Source organism: Nostoc sp. 2RC, from assembly GCF_014222165.1.
Taxonomy (GTDB): Bacteria; Cyanobacteriota; Cyanobacteriia; order Cyanobacteriales; family Nostocaceae; genus Nostoc; species Nostoc linckia.
In genome coordinates, this window is the sequence record NZ_JACKZU010000054.1 from 1 (window position 1) to 22221 (window position 22221).

Annotated in this window: 14 protein-coding genes; 7 read left to right on the forward strand and 7 right to left on the reverse strand. The window is 40.0% G+C overall.

Translation table 11 applies throughout. The annotated features are described in order from the left end of the window. Positions 1-116: 116 nt before the first annotated feature. Positions 117-1880 (forward strand): DNA mismatch repair endonuclease MutL, encoded by a 1764-nt coding sequence (mutL, locus tag GNE10_RS08985; RefSeq protein ID WP_185564708.1) that lies wholly within the window; start codon positions 117-119, stop codon positions 1878-1880. Positions 1881-1946: 66 nt separating this feature from the next. Here the strand turns inward: mutL and GNE10_RS08990 are convergent, their stop codons facing one another. Beyond that, positions 1947-7523: an ATP-binding sensor histidine kinase gene (locus GNE10_RS08990; protein ID WP_185564709.1), complete on the reverse strand. Its 5577-nt coding sequence runs from the start codon at positions 7521-7523 to the stop codon at positions 1947-1949. A 355-nt stretch (positions 7524-7878) separates the two neighbouring features. On the opposite strand from GNE10_RS08990, the gene GNE10_RS08995 reads away from it, so the two are divergent. Then, positions 7879-8886 (forward strand): molybdopterin-dependent oxidoreductase, encoded by a 1008-nt coding sequence (locus tag GNE10_RS08995; protein WP_185564710.1) that lies wholly within the window; start codon positions 7879-7881, stop codon positions 8884-8886. A gap of 333 nt (positions 8887-9219) precedes the next feature. Here the strand turns inward: GNE10_RS08995 and GNE10_RS09000 are convergent, their stop codons facing one another. Then, positions 9220-9963 (reverse strand): hypothetical protein, encoded by a 744-nt coding sequence (locus GNE10_RS09000; protein ID WP_185564712.1) that lies wholly within the window; start codon positions 9961-9963, stop codon positions 9220-9222. Between the two features lie 1285 nt (positions 9964-11248). Here GNE10_RS09000 and GNE10_RS09005 point away from each other — a divergent pair. The 4 genes from GNE10_RS09005 (at position 11249) to GNE10_RS09020 (ending at position 14664) form a co-directional block, all read left to right on the forward strand. Then, complete coding sequence (locus GNE10_RS09005) at positions 11249-11605, forward strand: hypothetical protein (RefSeq protein WP_099067436.1); 357 nt, start codon at positions 11249-11251, stop codon at positions 11603-11605. 317 nt (positions 11606-11922) lie between these two features. Next, positions 11923-12462 (forward strand): Dps family protein, encoded by a 540-nt coding sequence (locus GNE10_RS09010; protein ID WP_099067437.1) that lies wholly within the window; start codon positions 11923-11925, stop codon positions 12460-12462. A gap of 255 nt (positions 12463-12717) precedes the next feature. Continuing rightward, entirely contained in the window at positions 12718-13485 is a 768-nt protein-coding gene (locus tag GNE10_RS09015; RefSeq protein ID WP_185564715.1) for a ChaB family protein, read from the forward strand. A 552-nt stretch (positions 13486-14037) separates the two neighbouring features. After that, on the forward strand, positions 14038-14664 hold the full coding sequence (locus tag GNE10_RS09020) for a PadR family transcriptional regulator (protein ID WP_185564717.1): 627 nt from the start codon (positions 14038-14040) through the stop codon (positions 14662-14664). 149 nt (positions 14665-14813) lie between these two features. Here the strand turns inward: GNE10_RS09020 and GNE10_RS09025 are convergent, their stop codons facing one another. Further along, positions 14814-15500 (reverse strand): HAD family phosphatase, encoded by a 687-nt coding sequence (locus tag GNE10_RS09025; protein WP_185564719.1) that lies wholly within the window; start codon positions 15498-15500, stop codon positions 14814-14816. A 557-nt stretch (positions 15501-16057) separates the two neighbouring features. Between GNE10_RS09025 and GNE10_RS09030 the strand changes: the two genes are divergently transcribed. Then, complete coding sequence (locus GNE10_RS09030; RefSeq protein ID WP_185564722.1) at positions 16058-16828, forward strand: glucosamine-6-phosphate deaminase; 771 nt, start codon at positions 16058-16060, stop codon at positions 16826-16828. 207 nt (positions 16829-17035) lie between these two features. On the opposite strand, the gene GNE10_RS09035 is transcribed toward GNE10_RS09030, so the two are convergent. From GNE10_RS09035 to GNE10_RS09050, 4 genes are all read right to left on the reverse strand, one after another. Continuing rightward, on the reverse strand, positions 17036-17794 hold the full coding sequence (locus GNE10_RS09035) for a WGxxGxxG-CTERM domain-containing protein (protein WP_185564724.1): 759 nt from the start codon (positions 17792-17794) through the stop codon (positions 17036-17038). A gap of 848 nt (positions 17795-18642) precedes the next feature. Further along, positions 18643-19335: a DevA family ABC transporter ATP-binding protein gene (locus tag GNE10_RS09040; protein WP_185564727.1), complete on the reverse strand. Its 693-nt coding sequence runs from the start codon at positions 19333-19335 to the stop codon at positions 18643-18645. 21 nt (positions 19336-19356) lie between these two features. Then, a complete protein-coding gene (devC, locus tag GNE10_RS09045; RefSeq protein ID WP_099067518.1) occupies positions 19357-20529 on the reverse strand; it encodes an ABC transporter permease DevC in 1173 nt (390 codons plus the stop codon). Positions 20530-20824: 295 nt separating this feature from the next. Then, positions 20825-22030 (reverse strand): ABC exporter membrane fusion protein, encoded by a 1206-nt coding sequence (locus GNE10_RS09050; RefSeq protein ID WP_185564729.1) that lies wholly within the window; start codon positions 22028-22030, stop codon positions 20825-20827. Between the last annotated feature and the right edge of the window lie 191 nt (positions 22031-22221).

Genomic DNA, 22221 nt, shown 5'->3' on the forward strand with positions numbered 1-22221 from the left:
ATCCAAAAAATTACCCTCCACACTCCCCACACTCCCCACACTTCCCACACTCCCCACACCTTTTTTCGCTCACCCCTCTCAATCTCTCTGTCGCCAGAAGCTATAAACTATAACTTATGGCATCTACTATTCAAGCTCTACCAAAAGAAGTTGTATATCTGATTACAGCAGGAGAGGTCATTGACTCTCTAGCCTCTGTAGTGCGGGAATTAGTGGAAAATTCCCTAGACGCAGGTGCAACACGAATTATAGTTTCCCTATGGCCAGAACAATGGCGAATTCGCGTTGCAGACAATGGTTGTGGAATGAACCTAGAGGATTTGCAACAAGCAGCCACAGCCCACAGTACCAGTAAAATTCGTTCTAGTGCCGATTTGTGGAAAATTAACAGCTTGGGTTTTCGGGGTGAAGCTTTACATAGTTTAACGAATCTGGCAGATTTAGAAATTTTGAGCCGTCCTGCGGGTGGAAAATTAGGGTGGCGAGTAGTCTACGGCTATGGCGGAGAAGTTAGGCAAGTGGAAGTAACTGCCATTGCCCCTGGTACAGTGGTGACAGTTTCCAATCTTTTCGGTAATTGTTCATCTCGTCGTCAGGGACTACCGACAACAGCACAGCAAATGAAAGCCGTGCAAGCAACAATTCACCAAATTGCCTTGTGTCATCCCCGCGTCACCTGGCAAATTTGCCAAAATGATCGCCAATGGTTCACCATCTCAAGAACTGCCACAACCGGGCAACTACTACCGCAGATCTTACCCCAAGTCCGACAGGGCGATTTGCAAGAAGTCAAACTCGAAGTACCCAACCCGGTAAACTCAGAACTCCCCACTCCTCACTCTCTCCCCAATACTCCTAACTCCTCACTCCTCACTCCTCACTCCTCACTCTCTCCCCACTCAACACTAAACTTAGTAGTAGGATTACCCGATCGCTGCCATCGCCATCGTCCAGATTGGGTACGTGTGGCCATTAACGGACGTATGGTGAAGTCAGCAGAATTAGAGCAGACAATATTATCAGCATTTCACAAAACATTACCACGCGATCGCTATCCAATTTGTTTTCTGCATCTTGTGATTTCGCCAGATCAAATTAATTGGAATCGTAATCCTGCAAAAACAGAAATTTATCTCAATGAAATAATTTATTGGCAAGAACAAATTATCGCAGGAATTAACCAAGCACTACAAATTTCTGCTGCCAATCTCAAAGAAACTGTCCACACCACAAGAGTAAGTAAATTACTCAAGGCCGCAGAAGCTAAAGGCGGTTACAATTTCAATCCTCAAAATCCCAACGGCGATGACAAAATTCCTAACTCTCCACTCTCAACTCCTAACTCTCTAAAAGCTGTGGCACAAGTAAATAATACTTACATAGTTGCCGAACATTCTGGTGGAATATGGTTAGTGGAACAGCACATTGCCCACGAACGAGTTTTATATGAGCAATTATGCGATCGTTGGCAACTAGTTTGTGTTGAACCGCCGATTATTCTTTATCACTTGTCCCCAGCGCAAGTATCCCAATTGCAACGCATCGGCTTAGATATAGAACCCTTTGGCGAACAACTTTGGGCTGTTCGTAACCTACCCGCAATGTTACAGCAACGCCAAGATTGTGCAGAAGCCATTTTAGAATTGAGTTTGGGAGGTGACTTACAAACAGCGCAAGTTGCTGTGGCTTGTCGCAGTGCAATTCGGAACGGTACGCCATTGAATCTACAACAAATGCAGACACTTTTAGATGATTGGCAACGCACTCGCAACCCCCGCACCTGTCCCCATGGCCGCCCAATTTATTTATCACTAGAAGAGTCAGCCTTAGCCCGTTTTTTCCGACGTAATTGGGTAATTGGTAAAAGTCACGGAATTTAACTTAACGTGAGTTCAATGAAAGTTGGTGAGTGTTGACTGTTGACGGTTGACGGTTCACAGTAGGGGCTAACGGCCGTCCGCCCTTACGGGAAGTAAAAGCGAAAACTCTGCCCCTTGTCCTAGTTCTGATTTGACATTTAGTCGTCCACCATGTTTTTCCATAATAGAATAACTAATGGATAATCCTAAACCCGTTCCTCCCCCCACAGGTTTTGTTGTAAAGAATGGGTCAAATAATCGTTGCTTCACCTCCTCAGACATTCCAATTCCATTATCTACAATTTCAATGTTGATTGTATGAGAATTAATCATCTGAGTACGAATTTTAATTGTGGGAATTTTGAGTTGTTGATTTGCTCCTTCGTTGATATAAAATGAGCAATCCAAAGCATCAATAGCATTGTTCAAAATATTCATAAACACCTGATTTATCTGACTGGCATAGCAATTAACTTCTGGTAAATTTTCATACTCCTTAATCACATTGATGGCGGGGCGATATGGTTTTTTTTCTAGACGATGATGCAACACAAGCAAAGTACTATCAATTCCTTCGTGAATATTCACAGGTTTCATTGCCGCTTCATCTAACCGTGCAAAATTGCGGAGAGAAAGCACAATCTGACGAATCCGAACTGCTCCTACTTTCATTGATTCCAACAATTTTTGCAGGTCTAATTTGAGGAAATTTAAATCTGTTGATTCTAGTTGTTCTTCAATTTCCGCCACAGGTTGAGGATAGTAGCGGTGATACAGTTCGATTATATGCAACATCTGTTGAAAATATTCATTGGCATGGGTGAGGTTGGCATAGATAAAATTAATTGGGTTATTAATTTCATGGGCAACACCCGCCACCATTTGCCCTAGAGAAGACATTTTTTCAGTTTGAATTAATTGGGTTTGCGTGCGTTTCAGTTCCTCTAAAGCTGCTGATAGATGTTGATTTTTATCATTCAATTCTTGAGTTCTTTGCTGTACCTTATGCTCTAAACTATGGCTATACTCTTCTAGTTGAGCTTTTGCCACAGCTAGATTGTTATAGAGCATAGCATTTTGCAGCGATATGGCAGTTTGGGATGTTAGCAGATGCAGAACCTCAAGACGTTTTTGGGTAAAGACTCCAGTTGTTAAACTGTTTTCTAAATATAAGATGCCAATGAGTTTGCCACGATTGTGAATCGGCGTACACAGCAAGCTTTTTGGTTGGTATTGAATGATGTAGGGATCGTTGACAAAGGTGATTTCTGTACGAGCATCATCTAGTACAAGGGTTTCTTTGGTACGCGAGACATAGTTGACAACGGTTTTGGGAATATCTTGACTCGCCTCAAGAGGAAGGGAGTGTAAGTTGATGACACTCTCTGAATCAAGACTTTGATTGGTAATAGTTGTTTGTGTGGTTGCTTCGTTGTTTTTTTGAGCCGCAACTACCCAATTATCTTCTTGAAGGAGCAAAAGTGCAGATTTTTCAGCCCCAGCATTTTCAATTACCACCTGCATTAAGGTCGTCAACAGCTTTTCTAATTCAATTTCTCCAGCCAGTGTGTGAGAAGCTTTGATCACTGTTGCTAAATCTAAAGCTTCAGTCACACTAGTACTGCTGCTTCCCAATCCAATTGTGGTAGTTCGATTGACAATAGAATTACTAATTTCATCTTGCTCTAGGATCGCAGCCAACAAGTGAGGATATTGCTGTTCCAAATGCCTGACTTTAGCCACCGCTCCCCAGTTAAGGTAACAGTAATAGGCATTTGTGAGGTACATTTGAGCGATCGGCTCTTTGTTCCATTCTAAATAAAATCGAGCAGCCAGTTCGTTGGCTAGGGCTTCTTCCTGAATATAGCCATTGAGTTTCGCCCCAGTAATTGCTTTGTCGTAGAGATCCACAGCCTCGCCCATTTGTCTCAAAACACGACATTGTTCGGCTTGTACTAATTGAAATTTGTGCAAATAATTCATGGGTGCATGGTGCGCCCAAGTCTGCATTCTGCTCTGGTTGTCTCTGACTCTTGCCAGCAGCTGTTCTTGGCGAGAAACTGTAGTTTGGGAATATTCACAAACAGCTGTTAGTGAATCATAGAAATAAAATATCGGCACAGTGGCATAACCAGTGCCCGCAACTAGATATTCTCTGGCTTGAGCGGCTGTTTCTATTGCTTGAGGGAGATTTTCAAATAGATAACAAAGAATCAACTGATGCAATAAGAAATAGTGCAGCCCAGTAAATTCTTTGGCGTTAATTAATTGAGTGGCAAATTCTGATTCCTGGAGAGCCTCTCCTTGGAGATGACAGAGGTTCTCAGTTTTGCCTAGCAAATTCAAAACCGCTTGCCAGAAGATCCGACAGTAGTTGAGGGTTGTGCCTTGCTTAAAATTTTCCAAAACATGAGTGTAAGCCCGTATCTCTTGTTCTAAGGAGTTCAACTCTCGACCCATAAAATAAGAATACTGGCAGATGTCTTTGGTATTGAAGCCTACGTAGTATAAGTTTCCAGTTTCTAAGGCAATTTTATAGCCCTCCAGCATCAATTGTAAGGATTTTTCCAGAGGAGACTTCAAATAGGTGATAAAAGCACCCACGACATAAAAGACTGTAGGTTTAACATCGCTAATGTTAAATTTATCCGTTAGTGCCAAAGCCAAGTTGCCGACTTGATGGGCTGTGTCAATATCCTGAAGAATTCCTTGTAACAAAATGCCATAACAGGCATAACAAAAGGCAGAAAATGGGGCATTGCCATACTGAATAGATGCTTTGACTTGGGACAGGATGAGTAGGGGAAATAGATTCGGCTCAGCAATGTAAACAGCGGGGGCAACATTGGCTACAATTCGGGTAATTGCTAGCTTGTCTTTTGCTGTCATTAGTGGTAAGTCAACTAATTGGGCAATTTCATGTCCAGCAATTAAGGTGGCGATTTCCTCAAGAGCTTGCCCAATGTCTTCGGGGGTGGGTATTTCTGGGAAAACCAAGCCCAATTGACTCATTCCCTGGCGAGCAATGGCAATCGCTCCCAGTACATCATTTTGGGCTGTGTATGCTTGGATTTTGGTTTCGTAAATGCCAACTAAATCCACTGGTGTTTTCACTTGCTGCATCACTGTTTGAGCGAATTCTTCCATCTGTGCATAGGCTCCACCAAGGTAAGCAGCATCAGCAGCTGATTCGTGCAATGCTAAAGCTAAATCATATTGGCTTTGCCAACAGTCAGCTTTTAATAAACTAATGCCAGCAGTTAAATATTCAATTGCTACCCAGTAAGCTGTGGAAGACTTGGCTTTCCTTCCCGCCAGTAGGTTGAGTTGTGCCAAGCGTAAGCGATCGCCCTGGGCTACGATTAGTTCTATGCCGATGTTGAGTTGGTTGACAATTTCAAAAATGACTTCTTCGAGCTTTGTTTCTGGGGTATTGCTCAACAGCTGTTGACCAATTTTCAGGTGTGTTGCTGCTTTTTGATTTGCTGGAATTAATGAATAAGCAGCTTGTTGGACGCGATCGTGGAGAAATTTATAACTGATGGTTATGGAACCGTTAGCATCTGTGATTTGTGGGTTGTTCTCACAGGATAAATAATTAGTTGCCATGACGGGCTGATTTTGAAATAATTTATATCCTTCTCCGTTAGGTAAAATTAATTCATCCTTCAAGGCTGGCCAAAGGGCCAATGCGGTTTCTGTTGGAGATTGTTCGTACACCACCGACAGAGTTTCTAAATCAAATTGATTGCCGATACAGGCAGCAAATTTGAGAACATCCTGAGTCTGCGGTGGTAATTTTTGGAGTTGCAGCTTCACAAACTCCACAACATCTTGTGTAAAAGAAAGCGTCCGGATGTAAGGAATATTGCACTGCCAATTTCCTGTTTTAGTGGCAAAGGTTATTAATCCATCTTCATGGAGCGATTTAAGAAATTGATTGGTAAAAAATGGATTGCCTTTGGTCTTTTGATACACCAGATGAGTAATTGCAAGTGCTTGTTCTGGCGAATATTTCAGTGTATCCCCAATCATTTCATTAAGTTCAGTCTCACTCAGTGGAGAAAGAATAATGTTATTAACTCTAATCCCTTCTTGACGCATCTGCTCAATGGTTAACATCAGGGGATGTGCTGCACTGACTTCATTATCTCGATATGCTCCAATCACCAGCAAATAACAATTGTTTGTTTCACTCATCAACAGGTGCGTCAGCTTTAAAGAAGCGGAATCTGCCCACTGTAAGTCATCTAGGAAAATCACCAGGGGATGTTCTTGGGTTGTAAATACTTGAATGAATTTCTGAAACAACAAATTGAAGCGGCTTTGAACAGCACTACCAGATAATTCAGGCACAGCAGGCTGTTTACCAATAATGCGTTCGAGTTCTGGAATCACCTCGATAATTACCTGGGCACTTTCTCCCAATGTGGCTAAAATTTTAATTTTCCATTGAGCAATTTGAGCATCGCTTTCTGTGAGCAATTGTGTCATTAAGTCTCGAAAGGCTTGGACTAAAGCTAAAAAAGGAATATTACGATTAAATTGATCGAATTTGCCCTTAATAAAATATCCGCGCTGACGGGTAATGGGTTTGTGGACTTCATTGACAATTGCCGTTTTACCAATGCCAGAGGAACCTGCTATCAGCATCAATTCAGAAGTTCCTTGACGCACTCGCTCAAAACTTGCTAGGAGGTTTGCAACTTCTACTTCACGACCATAAAGTTTTTCTGGAATTACAAAGCGATCGCAAACATCTTTTTCCCCTAGTTGGAACAGGAGAATATCGCCACCTTCCTGTAATTGACACAAACAAGTTTCTAAATCGTGCTTTAGCCCCAATGCACTTTGATAGCGGTCTTCGGCGTTCTTCGCCATCAATTTATTGATAATTTCTGATAGTTGGGGAGGAATAATAGGATTGAGACCATCGACAGGTGTTGGTTGTTTGGCTATGTGACAATGCACTAATTCCATCAAATCATAAGATTGAAATGGTAATTGCCCCGTCAATAACTCATAGAAGGTGACTCCCAGGGAATAGAAGTCAGTGCGGTAATCAATCCCTCGGTTCATTCGTCCGGTTTGTTCGGGGGAGAGATAAGCGATAGTTCCCTCTAAAACAGTCGGACTGGTTGAAAGTTGGGTTTCTCTGGTTAATAACGAAGCAATGCTAAAGTCGATGATTCTGACTTGCTTTGTAGTCGGATTAATTAAAATATTTGCAGGCTTAATATCCTTGTGGATGATTTGATGATGGTAGAGATCCGCCAAAATATCAGCAAGGGCGATGGCAATCTGTAAAAACTCAGTCAATAAATTTTTTTGATTATCTATTTGATAAAGTCCTTTGTTTTTAAAAGCAGCGTACTCCTTCAAAGGAATTCCACCAAAGTCTTCCAAAATCAAGGCTAGCCGATTTTGAAAATTCTCTAGGCTATATATCCGAACAACACCAGGGACATTTAAAATATTAGTAATTGCGTACTGATTCCTAAATTGAGCCAATTCAATGGGGCTGGGATAGGGATTTTTCAGAAGTTTAATTACAATTGGTGTTTCATCAGATTCTCGCCAACCTCGGTAAACCAGGGTACGGTTACTAGTATAAATAATTTCACTAATCCGATAGCCAGAAACATTGACTAGATTTAGTACCATAGGAGTCGTTACTGGATAAATAATCTGAGTGTAGTTTTCCCTAATCCACCAGTTAAATCGCAATTTATCTAAATATTTGTCACAAAAACAAAAATTACCCAACCACCATACTCAAGGGGAGATTGTATTACTCAATAGACTTCTGACTTGTAAGTAGGGAACAGGAAACAGGAAACAGGGAACATATAATAACTACTTACATGCATGGTGATGAAAAATGTTTTCATCGGGGCTGCCTTAAAAATCAATCTTCTCATGCCCAATGCCCTATTTTTAAGGCAGGTCTAATCATCAGTACTTAAATGTAACACAATATAATACAATATTAAAAGCTCATTTTTGGCATGTTGTTTAAATGAATGAGTTCGATAATTCTTTAGAAAACAAAAGCATGAGCTATGTGGGAATGATTATAAACTTTCCACTGGGTGTTCATGATCTTGAGTCTTTTATTACTGCTGAAAACCAGCTGTTCCTCATCAGTCATATGGGAATTCCAAATATTGACATTGAACGATGGAGATTGAAAATTTCGGGATTAGTAGAGCAAAGTCTGGAATTGTCATATGAGAATTTGCTGAATATGGAGTATCGGGAATTAACCGTTTTTCATCAATGTTCCGGTAACCCACTGCAACCCACACTTCCAACTAGAACTATTAGTAATGTTACATGGGGGGGTGTTTCCCTGGGAGCAATTCTCAATCAACTGCAAGTTAAACCCCAAGCACGTTATGTCTGGTTTGTAGGACTTGATGGGGGTGTTTATGAGGGAGTTTCTAGTGATTTTTATATTAAAGATATTCCTCTGGAAAAAGCATTACATAAGGATGTGCTACTGGCGTATAAGATAAACGGTAAACCTCTATCCCTAGAGCGGGGTTTCCCGTTGCGGCTTGTTGTTCCAGGTTACTATGGCACCAACTCGGTGAAATGGCTCTCGAATATTTATGTGACAGATAAGCGATCGCCAGGAATCTTTACGACGACCTTCTATAACGATGGAGTTGGTGGGGATGGTACGACTTTAAAGCCTGTTTGGGAAGTTGCTCCGGAGTCTGTGATTGTTCATCCTCACCAAAATCAAGTATTAAATCTTCAACCCCATACACTTTGGGGCTGGGCATGGGCACACAGTGACATCACATCGGTTGATGTCAGTATGGATGGCGGCATAACTTGGCAAGCTGCTGAAGTTGAAGCAAGGTTGCAATATGCATGGCAGAGATTCACGTTTCAATGGACTCCACCAACGCGAGGAAAATATAACTTGATGAGTCGGGCTACTGACTCTAATGGAGCAATTCAACCCATTGAAGGACAACGCAACGCTGTTTACGCTGTAACAATTACCGTTAATTAAACAAGAGCGCAAAAAGCACTTTTGTGGTCAAAGGAATGCATCTTGATTGGGGAAAGGGAAAATACCAAACCTTTCCCCCTTTCCCCTTCGCCTTTTCCCGACTTCTCCAGGACTTACGCAAAGGTCACGGAAGAACGAACCACAAAGAACACATTCGCGCAGCGTCTCGTCAGAGAAGGACACGAAGAAAGAGGGTTTGAGAGAGTTTTTGCGTAAGTCCTATTCTCTTAGAAGTCTATTGAGCGAAGGGAGTCGGGGATAGCGTCACAAATTTAGCCCCAATGGAGTATTATTTTCCCGAAATACCAGACTCCCCTCCATTGCACAGATAGTTTAGACAGGTCTTAGCGATCGCTCGGATTGATAAACTCTAGCAAAGGGTTCTTGATAAGAATGGGTGGTAATATAGGCGAAAAACTCATCGATCAAGTCTGTAAAATACTCAAAGGCCACATCAATGAATTCCAAGATTTGTTGACGAATTTCCTCTGGCACTTCAATGTCTCTCATTGTTTGCAAAGAAGCTGGAGTGTGGAGTGTGTGAGTATTTTCGATATGGTTATGCCGCATTCCAAAATAACGGAACTCTGCTTGAGTCGTTTCTTGTAGTTGCAGGGCTGCATATTTAGTGGAACGGAAAAAGACATTGGCTGTCACTTCAGAGACTTCAATGGCAACTAATTTGATAATTGGATGCGCTCCACGAGTATAGCGCTCGAATAAAGGTAACATGGAACGAGAAACCAAGGTATGTTCGCTCCACAGAAATCGCACCGCATCGCTGAACCGCATAGGATAGTCAATTCCCATCTTCTCCATGTCTTCCAGTAACCATTGCCAGTGGAAATGTTCTTCGTGGGTATGCACATTCACCATCTCTTGAATGTAATCAGTTGTTGGCTCATCTCTGAGAATTCTTTTGCACAATTCACTGAATTCCATCGCCAGTGGAGCAATCACAGGGGCAAATGCCAATTTCTGCCGTGGGTTAATTGTCTCATCTTCCATATACTTAAAAAATGGTAATTGAGCATATTCCTGATTCTTTTTTTCGATCAACTCAAGAATTGATTTCATTTTGATGCTCCTAAATATGGACAATAGATGAATTACCTAGCTGACTTGCGTTTAGGTGATATGCCAATACGGTTCGGATAAGCAGTATGAACTTACCTTGTGGTCTGGGAAAAGGTTAAAGGGTAAGGGGATTTGGATGTATTTGAAACCTTTCCCCTTTTTCCTTTAACCGAACCGTATTAGGTGATATGCCACTCTCAGAGTTTGTTGAAAAAATTGCAGATATGCGAAAAAAGCTCTCTGGGTATCAACTGTGAATAGATACTACACAGCACCAAGAGATCCACCTGAGAAAGTATACTCAGGCGATCGCCGATCGGCAGGTGCAAAAAATGGCACCTCTTAGGAATTCCCAAGTAAAAAATATTCCATTGAAATTGTCAACAGTTAACTGTGAACGTCAACACTTTAAGCGGAATAATTGATTTTTTGGAGTTCCCTTATGTTGTTGTTGGAAAGTACCGAACGCCCCATCCACAAGGAAATGTGGCTTGTAACTAGACCACAATAATCTGTCACAAATTATGGGGAAAAATGCCATAAGAAACTTCCTTCAATACAGTCAAGCTGTTTGTAGAAAAAAGAATCTTAGTCTATTTAAAACACTGTGGATATCTACTAAATCAGTTCTCTCGTTACCCGCGAACCACTTTTTCTTGTTCTGCAACATACGCACGTTGTAGCCAAGAAATTTTATCCCTAACTTTCGTAATTGTACCAGATATTCAGTTAAATATAAAAAAAATTCTAAATAATAATTGATACCTATTTAATGACACTGTTTAGAAGATAAGCGGCTGTTGACAGTCAATATTTAACAATCGCTATGAGTAGTTATACTTTATTTAACTCGCATGATTTAACCGGCATGAATTGATGAGTGCTGTAACAAATATTTTTCTTTTTTCAAAGGTATTTATGTGAGAGAGCAAACTAGCTTCAGCGTCTCGTAGATAAGTCGATATACCTAGAGAATGATTTTTTTCTAACTATGGATAGTAGTGACTTCATTCTACAGATTGATGTATCCCTGATAGTCTTCAAAGTAAAAATTAAGTCAGTTGGAAATTAAATGAAGAACTTGCCAGAGGTAACTACTCATTAACTGTTTGAAGTTAGTGAATACACAAATACAAAGGTTAAGTTGTTCAGGTTGATTTTTCAGTAACTTCTAGATTGGAGCATTGCTGACGAGTTTTACTGGTAAAGTTTACCAGATAAAAGCACAAGCCTTGCCCATAGAGTAAATGTCTTGCGTAGTTAACGCTGTTATCGAGGATTTCAAATGAAAGTTATTGCTTCTGTTTTATCTATTTTGCGCCCAGTACGTTTTTTAGTTGTGGCTTTTACCTGCGCTTTAATGTTGTTCTCCAGTGCTTATCCTGCTTTTGCGATCGATAGCTACCAAAGCAAGCCTACCGAAGGAGAAACACAACTGCTTGATATTCAGCGCCAAACTGACGAAGCTGCTAGAAAACCACCAATTGGACTTGAAGAGACTCAAGAGAAGACTCAAGGAGGACTCAATGAAGTTCAAGGAACCGCTGACATTGACAAACAAAAACGTCCTGAAAATTCACAGAGCGCAACCTCAGTGGAAGAAAGTATCAAAAATGTGTTAGACAAAGTTACAGGTAAGTAACATAATTAATACTTGATTTTGGTAATTTTTCAATAGTCATAAGTGATTGGATAAAAGGTCACTTATGGCTAATTTTTATTTATATAAGGTATAAAGTAAGATCCAAACAAATCTATTCCCCGTTTCCACAACCCTATTTCCTACCTCCACCATTAGTTTGTAAATCAAATAGGATTGCTATACTACCTACTAAGACATAGGGTTAATTATAAATATGCTAACTAATTTCAACTGATAATGCACCCTTTGGTTGATGTAGATGTTGTTGCAAATTTGGGATGTTAATAAATAATAAGTTTGTCTAGGGATGAAAAATAATGCGTGCGATTAATATTGGTTTGACACAAGAACAGCGTGAAGGTGTAATTAATCTGTTAAATCAAGATTTGGCAGATGCCTATTTACTGTTAGTAAAAACCAAAAAGTACCATTGGGACGTTGTTGGCCCTCAATTCCGTTCTTTACACCAGCTATGGGAAGAACACTACGAAAAGCTGACTGAAAATATCGATGCTTTAGCAGAACGGGTTCGTGCTTTGGGTGGTTATCCAGTTGGTACAATGGAAGGATTTCTCAAAATTGCTACCCTCAAGGAACATGGTGGTAATGTTCCCACTGCAACAGGAATGGTAGCTAATTTAGTGCAAGATCACGAGCAAGTGATTCGCAACCTCAGAGATCATGTCGATCGCTCTGGCGAACAGTTCCACGATCAAGGAACTGCTGATTTTCTGACTGGATTGATGGAAGAACATGAGGAAATGGCTTGGATGTTGCGCTCATTTATTGAAGGACAAGCACTTGAGGGAGACGGTACACAGCCAGCAACAGAAACTAAAACTCCTGTAGGTGTGTAATCAATTTGAGATTTTAGATTTTGGGTTGTGAATTGGATATTTAGGGACTGTTGACTGTTGACTGGTGACGGTTAACAGTCAACAGTCAACACTTTCACCGGAATAATTTATTTTTTGTTTGGAGTTCCCTGAAAGTCTAGATAAGTCTGTTGGTGTAGGGAGAAGTGATTTTCCTCACATCCGACACCCTACACCCCATACCCTTGCCCATGACTATAAATACAGCAAAAACAACATATTCCCAGGAGTATTTAAATGTCAGAAGTATATCAAGCAGAACGTACTATTTCTGCTGTATTCAAAGAACAAAAGCAAATAGATGATGTTATTAGACGTTTATTAGATAGAGGTGTACCTAGAGATCGTATTTCGGTGATGGGCAGAAATTTCCAGTCCGAAACTCGAATTTCTGGCTTTATTAGTAAAAAGGATGTGATTCTGGGAGGCTTAAGAACAGGGGCAGTTTTTGGTTCCTTGTTTGGTTCCTTCCTCAGTTTGCTCACGGGTGTGGGTGTACTATTTATTCCTTTTGTTGGCTCAATTGTGGCAGCCGGGCCCATTGGTGCAGTGTTGTTAGGGGCTGCTAGTGGAGCGATCGCCGGTAGTGCAGGAGCCGGTTTAGTATCGGTTCTGACTACTTTAGGAATGCCAGAAGATAAGGCCGCTATTTACCAAACTCGCTTACAAGCTGGTGAATTCTTATTGATGGCAGAAGTTCCAAGCGATCGCACCGGGGAATTTCAATTGCTCCTAGAAAGTGCCGGTGGCGAAGAAATTCAGGTAATTGAAAAAACCCTGGCTCGTCCTTGTCCGGGAGTGTGCAACAGCCCAGATGACTTGTCACCTGAAGTTCGCGCTCATCTTTCTAGTGAAGCTCAACGTACATTCATTGACCGCTATAACGCTGTACTCAATGAAAAAAGTGATGAGTTTAACGCTGAACAAGCGGCCTGGGAAACTGTTCGCCAGCAATATGATGAAGATGAAAATGGTGTCTGGTCAAAAGCTAAGGTGAAAGCTTAATTTGCCATTTTAGGCGGTATATCTTTTTGTGTTAGTTGTTGACGGTTGACAGTTGACGGTTAGCTGTGAGGTGTTCACAGCATCAAAGTGTAATAGATTACCAATTTGTAAAAATTCTTTTTTTGAGGCACAGCAATGCTGTGCCTCTGCGTTGCGTATGTAATCCCCCAAAGACACTAGTAGTACGCCAACTGGGCGGGGGAAAGGGAAAGGGGCAAAGGGGAAAGGTTTTTTATCCCTTACCCTTTTCCCGGTTGGTGAGCTTGTCGAACCATTAACCTTTACCCAACCTCCACCTAACATTTTTGGGTTGGCAGACTACTAGGGACTGACAAATAAAAAATATACAACTTTTCTTGTGGGGTGGACATCTCCTTGTCTACGGGCGGGCGAGACGCCCGCCCCACAAGAGTAGATAATTTATTTCTTGGTAATCCCTATCAATTGCTGTCTCTACTACTTGCAACAAATCTTCCTCAAAATTCTATTCCGATATATCGCGATGTATTCCGATATATCGTATAGTAGAGAAAGTTGATTGAAAATTGATTTATGTTTAGACACTTTCGATCGCGCTTTGGCGCACCTGCATGGGCAGGAGTTAGTGAAGATGATTTTTTGTTTGTCAAGTCTCGCTTTGAGCATCGCAAAGAGCATGGTAAACATCATGGCAAACACTTTCGTGATGAAACTTTTGGTCGTGGTTGGCCGGATGAATATCGGACTCGTCGGGGTGATATTAAGTTCATCTTGTTGGAGTTGTTATCCGAACATCCCAGTCATGGTTACGACCTGATTAAAGAGATGGAAACTCGTTATGGTGGTTTCCGTCGCCTCAGTCCTGGTTCAGTGTATCCAACACTGCAATTACTGGAAGAAGGGGGTTATTTAACTAGCTCACAAGAAGGCGGTAAGCGGGTTTACACCATTACAGATGAGGGTAGGCAACTTTTAGCAGAACGCACCCAACAAGAAACTTCAGATTCTCCTTGGGATAGCTTCAAAAGTTTCATCACAGGTAAGCCGCAAGAGTTGATTGAGTTGCGGAATGCTGCAACAGAATTAGCTGGTGTGGTGGTACAGGTTGCCCGCAGTGGTAATGTAGAGCGAATCAATCGAGTACGCGAGCTTTTAGACCAAGTGAAGCGGGAAATTTACGCGATTTTGGCAGAAAAATAAATAGTAGTTTGACAAGTTAACTTTGCTGGGTGAGGGCTGGGGAAAGGGAAAGGCGAAAAGGGTAAGGGATTTAAAACCTTTACCCTTTACCCTTTAAAGAGCTAAGTTGACTTGGCGAACTACTACTGTCAAAGTTTTGGGTTTTGGACTCAGAAATTAGAAGCGATCGCAGTTACATTTGGTTCAATGAGAGAGTTGAGCAATGTCCATAGCTGCAAATCGGTAAAATCTGGAATCGCCAGAAATGCGCCGACTTCCTGTAGAATTTGGGGATTGTGGGTAGAGGCTATACCGATGGTGCGAATATTTGCGCCCACAGCTGCGCGAATTCCAGAGGGAGAATCTTCGAGAGCGATGGCTTCCTCTGGTTGAATTCCTAACTTGTTTAAAGCAACTTGGTAAGGTGCGGGGTCTGGTTTACCTGCGATACAATCATCCGCTAAAACAATTGTATGGAAAGCTTCTTTTATTCCCAAAACTTCTAGCATATATTCTGCATTTAATCTTGGGGCATTAGTCACTAATGCACGTTTTAATTGATGTGTCTGTGTCCATGCTAATAGTTCCGAAAATCCACTCAAAGGTTGTAGTTCAGAGGCGAATTTGCGGAAAAGAGCCTCTTTTTCATCTGCAAATTCTTCTCCTTCTGTGAGTGATAATTGTGGCAGAATGTCTCGAACAATTTCAGGATTTAGCCGTCCGCTAATTTTCGATTTATAAAATGTCTCATCTATTTCTATGCTGAAATTTTGTAGCATTTCTTTCCAAGCTTGATAGTGTATGGGGTCGCTGTTGACAATTGTGCCGTCTAAGTCAAAAAGAATTGCAGCCAGCATAATGTTTGGTACTATGTAAATAAATGTTAACTTTATTTACATAGTTTACATTGTTTTTGTCTTTTAGTAATTATTCTTTTGTGAATACAAGGAACTGGAGATTGGGGATTAGGGACTAGAGAAGAAATTTGTTTACGAAGTGTAGTATCTTAACCTCATCTTAGAGACTTCCAAGTAAAAAAATATTCCACAGAAGACTGTTAAATGTTGACAGTCAGGAGTCAACAGTAGACCTCTTGCAAAACTGCTTTTTGGACTCTTGTGGGAAAAGGTTAATGGTTCGACAAGTTCACCAACCGGGGAAAGGGAAAATACTAAAGCTTTCCCCCTTTACCCTTCCCCTTTTCCCGACTTATGCAAGGAATCTAGTGAACACTCAACAACCTGAATTGCAATAATTTATTTTTTGGAGTTACCTTAAGAGTCGCCAATTAATTTTTAAATCCTAAAATCTATCTTTTATAACTAAATAAGGGATTGAAGTTCATCCCACCCTTAAAAGTCCATGTAATTTACCGTCAACAGTCAACTCTATTGATAACCTTCTGTGTAACCAAATGGTAGCCGCTATAAACTTTTTTCGCGTTGATGATTTATTAGTGCAGATTTACAACTCTGAAGTTGAAATGGCGTTGTCAGTTGCAGAAATCACTCAACAATATTTACAGCAAATTCTCACTGAACAGGATACAGCAGCTGTATTGTTAGCCACTGGTAATTCCCAGCTAAAATTTCTTGATGCTTTAATTAAATTGGGTGGTGTAGATTGGTCGCGGATTATTCTGTTGCACTTAGATGAATATTTGGGAATTAGTGCGGAGCATTCTGCAAGTTTCCGGCGTTATATGCGAGAACGTGTAGAGAAAAGGGTTGCTCCTAAGGAATTTCACTATATAGAAGGTGATGCATTGCAACCAGTGTCAGAATGCGATCGCTACACTAAATTATTGCAAGCACAACCAATTGACTTGTGCTGTCTTGGTGTTGGCGAAAATGGACATTTGGCTTTTAACGATCCAGCAGTAGCAAATTTTCAAGATCCTTACAGCATCAAATTAGTAAAATTAGATCGAGTCAACCGCCAGCAACAAGTAAACACGGGTCACTTTCCAAATATTGAAACTGTCCCCCAATACGCTTTTACTGTTACTATTCCAACAATTTGTTCAGCCAAAAAAATTATTTGTCTCGCTCCCGAAACACGTAAAGCTAATGTGGTCAAACAAATGTTGCAAGGAGCTATAACCACAGAGTGTCCGGCTTCTATTCTTCGTCAACAATCCCAAGCAACATTATTTTTGGATGTTAACTCTGCTAGTTTGCTTTAATTTATTAGCTCTTCACAAAAATAGAAACGTTGCATTGCAACGTCTCTACATCATAGTGGGATCAATACGGTTCGGATAAGCAGTATGAACTTCCCTTGTGGTCTGGGAAAAGGTTAAGGGGTAAAGGGATTTGGATGTATTTGAAACATGAGTCCCTTTGCCCTTTCCCCTTTAACCGAACCGTATTAATAGTGGGGTGTGATTAGCTTATTTATAACGAGAAGTAGTTACTTCATTAGGGTCGTTATAAGCGCGCGGTTTTTCACCATTACGAGCCAAACCTGCTAAACCAGCTAGACCAAGCAAACCTAACCAACCCCAATTGGAACCACCACCACTATTTTCCTGATAAGTGGTGACACCTGTATTTCTGTTAGTACCTGTTGTACCAGTGCCATCTGTAGTAGTGCCAGTACCATCACTACCTGTAATACCAGTACCAGTGCCATCTGTGGTTGTCCCAGTACCAGTTGTATCGGTGCCAGTTGTACCAGTAGTACCAGTACCATTTATGCCTGTTCCAGTACCAGTTGTACCTGTTCCAGTGCCAGTTGTATCGGTGCCAGTAATACCAGTACCATTTATGCCGGTTCCAGTGCCAGTTGTGCCAGTACCATTTATGCCGGTTCCAGTGCCAGTTGTACCCGTTCCAGTACCAGTTGTACCCGTTCCAGTACCAGTTGTGCCAGTGCCATTTATGCCTGTTCCGGTTCCAGTTGTATCGGTTCCAGTTGTACCAGTACTATTTATGCCTGTTCCGGTGCCAGTACCAGTTGTACCAGTACCAGTTGTACCAGTACTTGTTGTGCCGGTGCCAGTTGTGCCAGTACCGGAAGTAGTTCCTGAGCTAGTGCCACTACCAGAGGTTCCGGTTTGGGCAGAAACAGTAACCGGTAAGGATGCAGCAGCAAAACTGATGGCAAAGAGACTAGCCAAAACAGTTTTAGAAAAATCAAAAGGTTTCACGATTATAGTTCCTTGTATGTTCTAGATTGCTGTGGTTTGTTGATGTTGAAAACTGATATTTTCTACTCAAATTGCTACTAATAAAGTAGATTGAGACAATGATTTTAACGTCAAACACTCGTCATTCTAAACGTTAAATAAGCATTTCTCATTGATTTATTGCACTCTTAGAATAGAATATATGCTGTAGTTTTCCCAAACTTCTATCATCAGAACAAAACTAACTATATCAAAGGAGCTAATTAGCGATCGCCAAAAATTTCATCGCTTAAAACTAGATAAACAAGCCTCAAGATAGACACAATCTTCACATTGAATATTTCGCCCTGGATTCGTGCATTCACAAGGAGGATTTATATAACATTCGGAAACATCTTTGGGCGTTGAAGATTTTTTAAATATGAACTCTAAAGCTGCTTCGTGCAAACAAAAAATCAAATCTTTTACCATATAATTTTATACTTTATGTAGTTAAAGTTGCAAATTCGCAATTATCCCCAAAAATTCTGAATCTGAAACAAGCAGATAGTATCAACTGCTGACACTTCATTGATTTATATTATTTATATATCTTCTTTGATTTTATAATTTATAACTTCATACTTTGGGGATGTCTAACTTGAGACTTAGGGAATATTTTTATTAGCGATTGGATTGCAACTAAGGATATATAGCAATCCTATTTGAGTTGTGAGCGATATCGGTGTTAATGGTTGACTGTTGACTGTCAACAACCCTAATACGTAATATTTCACAAATTATTTGTGATTACTATATGACAATTTACTTCAATTCCCGACTTCTTGCAAAAATCGGGAATATTATTGGTTAATTTTGTTTGATTTAAGCTATTGTAAAACTTCTTTTACTAGATGACCATCTTCCATGTGGATTATGCGATCGGCAATATCTAAAATTCTGTTGTCGTGAGTAACCATTAAAATTGCACAATTCTGTTCTTTAGCTAGTTCCTGCATTAGAGTCACAACATCTCGACCAGTTTTGCTATCTAAAGCAGCAGTAGGTTCATCAGCTAAAACCAATTTAGGATGACTGACTAAAGCACGCGCAATGGCTACCCGTTGTTTTTGTCCTCCAGATAAATCGGATGGGTAGTAATTAACTCTATTTTCTAATTTAACAGCATTGAGTATGGCTTCTGATTTGCTACGAGCTTCCGATTCAGAAATATTTTTGTGTAATTCTAGGGACATTTGAACATTTTGTCTAGCTGTTAAAAAATCTAATAAGTTATGAGCTTGAAAAATATAGCCAATATGGCGACGTACTTTAACTAATTGCTCATTACTAGCTCCAAAAAGCTCGTGACCCAAAAATTTCAGACTTCCCTCTTGAACAGAACGTAACCCACCAATTAAAGTCAGTAAGGTTGTTTTTCCTGACCCTGATGGCCCAGTCATGATCACAATTTCGCCAAATTTGATATGAAAATTAACATCGAATAATGTTTGGGTACGAATTTTTTTTTCCCCAAAATAGTGATTGAGGTTTTTGATACTAACAATATGTTTTTGTTTCATCTTTTATCAAACATATATTATCTAAAAAATATCTGCTGGATCTACTTTTCTGAGTTTATTTGTAGATAAAAATGCAGAAGTCAAACACATAAGAATTGCTGAAATTAATACTAGTATTGCTTTGTCAGTACTCATAATAACTGGCAATTTAGTGGCATTTTTGGAAATATCATACAGACCTATAGAGATAATAAAACCTGGAACATAACCCAAAGATGCTAAAATTAGAGCTTGTTTAAAAACCACACTTAATAAATATTTGTTTTTAAACCCCATTGCTTTTAAGGTTGCATATTCAGTTAAATGACTTGAAATATTACTGTAAAGGATTTGATAGACAACGATGACACCAACAACAAACCCCATTAAAACCATCAAGTTAAATACAAAGCCGATGGGCGTTCTCAAAGACCAATAGCTTTTTTCTAGAGCAATAAAGTCTTTTTTTGTAATAAGTTTTACGTCTTTAGGTAAATTGATTGATAAATCTGCCAAAACTTTTTCGGGATTAGCATTAGGTTTGAGTTTAATTAAGCCTATATCTATTTTTTCTACAGAACGATCTTGAAATATCCTCAAAAAACTTGAAGAACTAACAATTAAATTTCCATCAACTCCAAAGGAAGGGCCTAAACTAAATAAACCACCAATTTTAACTTTATAACCAACCAATCCAGTATAAGTATATATTTCAACTCTTACAGTTTTGCCTTCCTGAAAATGTTTAGCGATCGCTCCAAATTCTGGTCGAGAATCCTGGTCAAATAAAACAATGTTAGGAATTTTAATTAAATTCAATTTTTCTTGAAGATGGGGAAATTTAAAAATTGATTTTACTGGATCGAATCCAAGTACGTATACTGGATATTTTAACCCATTATCTGGATTCTTAAATTTGGCAAATTGCACATATAAAGGGCTGACTGATTCTACACTTTCAAAACCCATTAATTGATATAAATATACACGACCAAAGCTTTGATTAGATGTCAAAGATTTATATTGGGCACTAATTAAAAATAAATCTCCTTCTAAATTGTTATGTAACTGTGTAGCGCTGTCATAGAGAGCATCTTGGAAACCAATTTGCATAAACATCAGAACTGCCACAAAAGCAATCCCAGCTAATGCTACAAGAAAGCGAATTTTTTGTCGGGCTAGTTGTAGCCAAGCTAGAGGTATATAGAGAATCATTTAGTGAACCTCAAGGATACAAATTATACCATTTTGAATTTTAGATACTTCTCTACGAGAGGCTGCGCCAACGACAGGCTCAGTACAAATTTGAGATTTTGAATAGAGGATTTTATTTTACATGCAGCTTTTATTAATCCATCTGTCACAATCATTTTTCAAATTGGTATTAGTCATTGGGAGTGCTAATTGTTAAGTGTTGTATTCGCCCTTACTTTTATTTTTCATATCCCCTAATTTATTGATATGCTTATTGATGATTAAGCTGGAGAATCAAAGTATTTGTAATTTGGTGTCAAAGATAAATCATGACTTCTACTTGTAAGTCACTCAAACCAGCCGCTTTTTGATTATCTTCTGGGTTATCAATGCGAATTTTGACATCAACTATTTTGTTGTCTGTGTCTGCTTGGATAGCGTTATTAAAGATATTTTGTTTACCGACTTGTAAACCAATATCAGCAACTTTTCCTCGTAATGTTCCTGGAAAAACATCACTACTAATAATGGCTGATTGACCTAGACGCACTTTTTGGATATCAGTTTCATAGACTTCTGCAACGACATACATTTGTTGTGTGCGACCTATATCAGCTATTCCCGTAGTACCGATAATTTCTCCGGGCCAAGTATTAATTTTCATGATTTGTCCGGTTATGGGCGATCGCACCACGCTTAAATCCCATTCTGCCTGAGCCTGTTTAACAGAGGCGATGGCGCTTTCAACATCAGCTTGTGCTGCTGCAATATCAGTGGGGCGAACTTCAGCTATACTCTTGAGTCTGGCTCTGGCCTCGATTAATTGCTTTTGTAGGGTTTCGATAGTGCGACGCAGAGAAGCTTTAGCTTCATTGAGCTGCTGCTGAACGGTATCGAGTCGCAAACGTTTAGCATCTGCATCGGAAGCAGAAATCGCACCATCTTTGTATAACTTCTGATATCGCTGATTTTCACTTTCAGCGTTACGCAATTCTGCCTCCAAACGAGCGATGGTTGCTTGTTGTGCAGAAGTTTCTCCCTCTAACTCAGCTTCTAAACGAGCGATGGTTGCTTGTTGTGCAGAGATATCTCCAGCTTTTGCTCCCGCTTTTACTTGATTGAGACTAGCTTGAGCAACTACAACCTGTTGTTGAGCTTTTTCTAAAGCTGCAAGACGAGGAAAATAAGTGTCCAAAAGTGCAACTATTTGCCCCTCCTGCACCCTATCTCCTTTATTTACCAGCAGTTTTGTGACTCGAACACCTGCTTGGGATTCGGGAGCAGACAGGCGAATAACTTCTCCTTGAGGTTCTAAACGTCCTAAGGCGGAAACAGCAGTCATTTTAGGAGGACTACTAGAAGTAACTACAGGCTCTTCTTTAGAAAACAGCTGAAATTTTGAAAAAGTATAAAGTGAAACCCCAACGGTAGCTACAGCCATAATACCTGCTAACATGGCTGATGACCAACTTATAGGTTTAATGAATGGTTTAATAAATGATTCTTTTTGTTTTGGTATCATAATTATCTTCTGAAGTTACGGAATAAAATAGAATTCAGAATTCAGAATTTCTTTTTAGTTTTATGGATTACATTGTCAAGAATCAGAATTCAGAATCAGTGAATTTATGAAATTTAGATGCAATTCAGAATTTTGAGAAAATCAAATAGTTGTAACACCATTAATTTTCCAGTTATTCTGAAGGCTCCGCG

What these genes read in the sequence shown, in the direction of transcription:
- GNE10_RS09015 (WP_185564715.1), top strand. Translation starts at nt 12,718, where the DNA reads ATGTCAGAAGTATATCAAGCAGAACGTACTATTTCTGCTGTATTCAAA.
- GNE10_RS08990 (WP_185564709.1), bottom strand. Translation starts at nt 7,523, where the DNA reads ATGGTACTAAATCTAGTCAATGTTTCTGGCTATCGGATTAGTGAAATT.
- GNE10_RS09000 (WP_185564712.1), bottom strand. Translation starts at nt 9,963, where the DNA reads ATGAAATCAATTCTTGAGTTGATCGAAAAAAAGAATCAGGAATATGCT.
- devC (WP_099067518.1), bottom strand. Translation starts at nt 20,529, where the DNA reads ATGATTCTCTATATACCTCTAGCTTGGCTACAACTAGCCCGACAAAAA.
- GNE10_RS09030 (WP_185564722.1), top strand. Translation starts at nt 16,058, where the DNA reads ATGGTAGCCGCTATAAACTTTTTTCGCGTTGATGATTTATTAGTGCAG.
- GNE10_RS09025 (WP_185564719.1), bottom strand. Translation starts at nt 15,500, where the DNA reads ATGCTGGCTGCAATTCTTTTTGACTTAGACGGCACAATTGTCAACAGC.
- GNE10_RS09005 (WP_099067436.1), top strand. Translation starts at nt 11,249, where the DNA reads ATGAAAGTTATTGCTTCTGTTTTATCTATTTTGCGCCCAGTACGTTTT.
- GNE10_RS09040 (WP_185564727.1), bottom strand. Translation starts at nt 19,335, where the DNA reads ATGAAACAAAAACATATTGTTAGTATCAAAAACCTCAATCACTATTTT.
- GNE10_RS09020 (WP_185564717.1), top strand. Translation starts at nt 14,038, where the DNA reads ATGTTTAGACACTTTCGATCGCGCTTTGGCGCACCTGCATGGGCAGGA.
- GNE10_RS09050 (WP_185564729.1), bottom strand. Translation starts at nt 22,030, where the DNA reads ATGATACCAAAACAAAAAGAATCATTTATTAAACCATTCATTAAACCT.
- GNE10_RS09010 (WP_099067437.1), top strand. Translation starts at nt 11,923, where the DNA reads ATGCGTGCGATTAATATTGGTTTGACACAAGAACAGCGTGAAGGTGTA.
- GNE10_RS08995 (WP_185564710.1), top strand. Translation starts at nt 7,879, where the DNA reads ATGAATGAGTTCGATAATTCTTTAGAAAACAAAAGCATGAGCTATGTG.
- mutL (WP_185564708.1), top strand. Translation starts at nt 117, where the DNA reads ATGGCATCTACTATTCAAGCTCTACCAAAAGAAGTTGTATATCTGATT.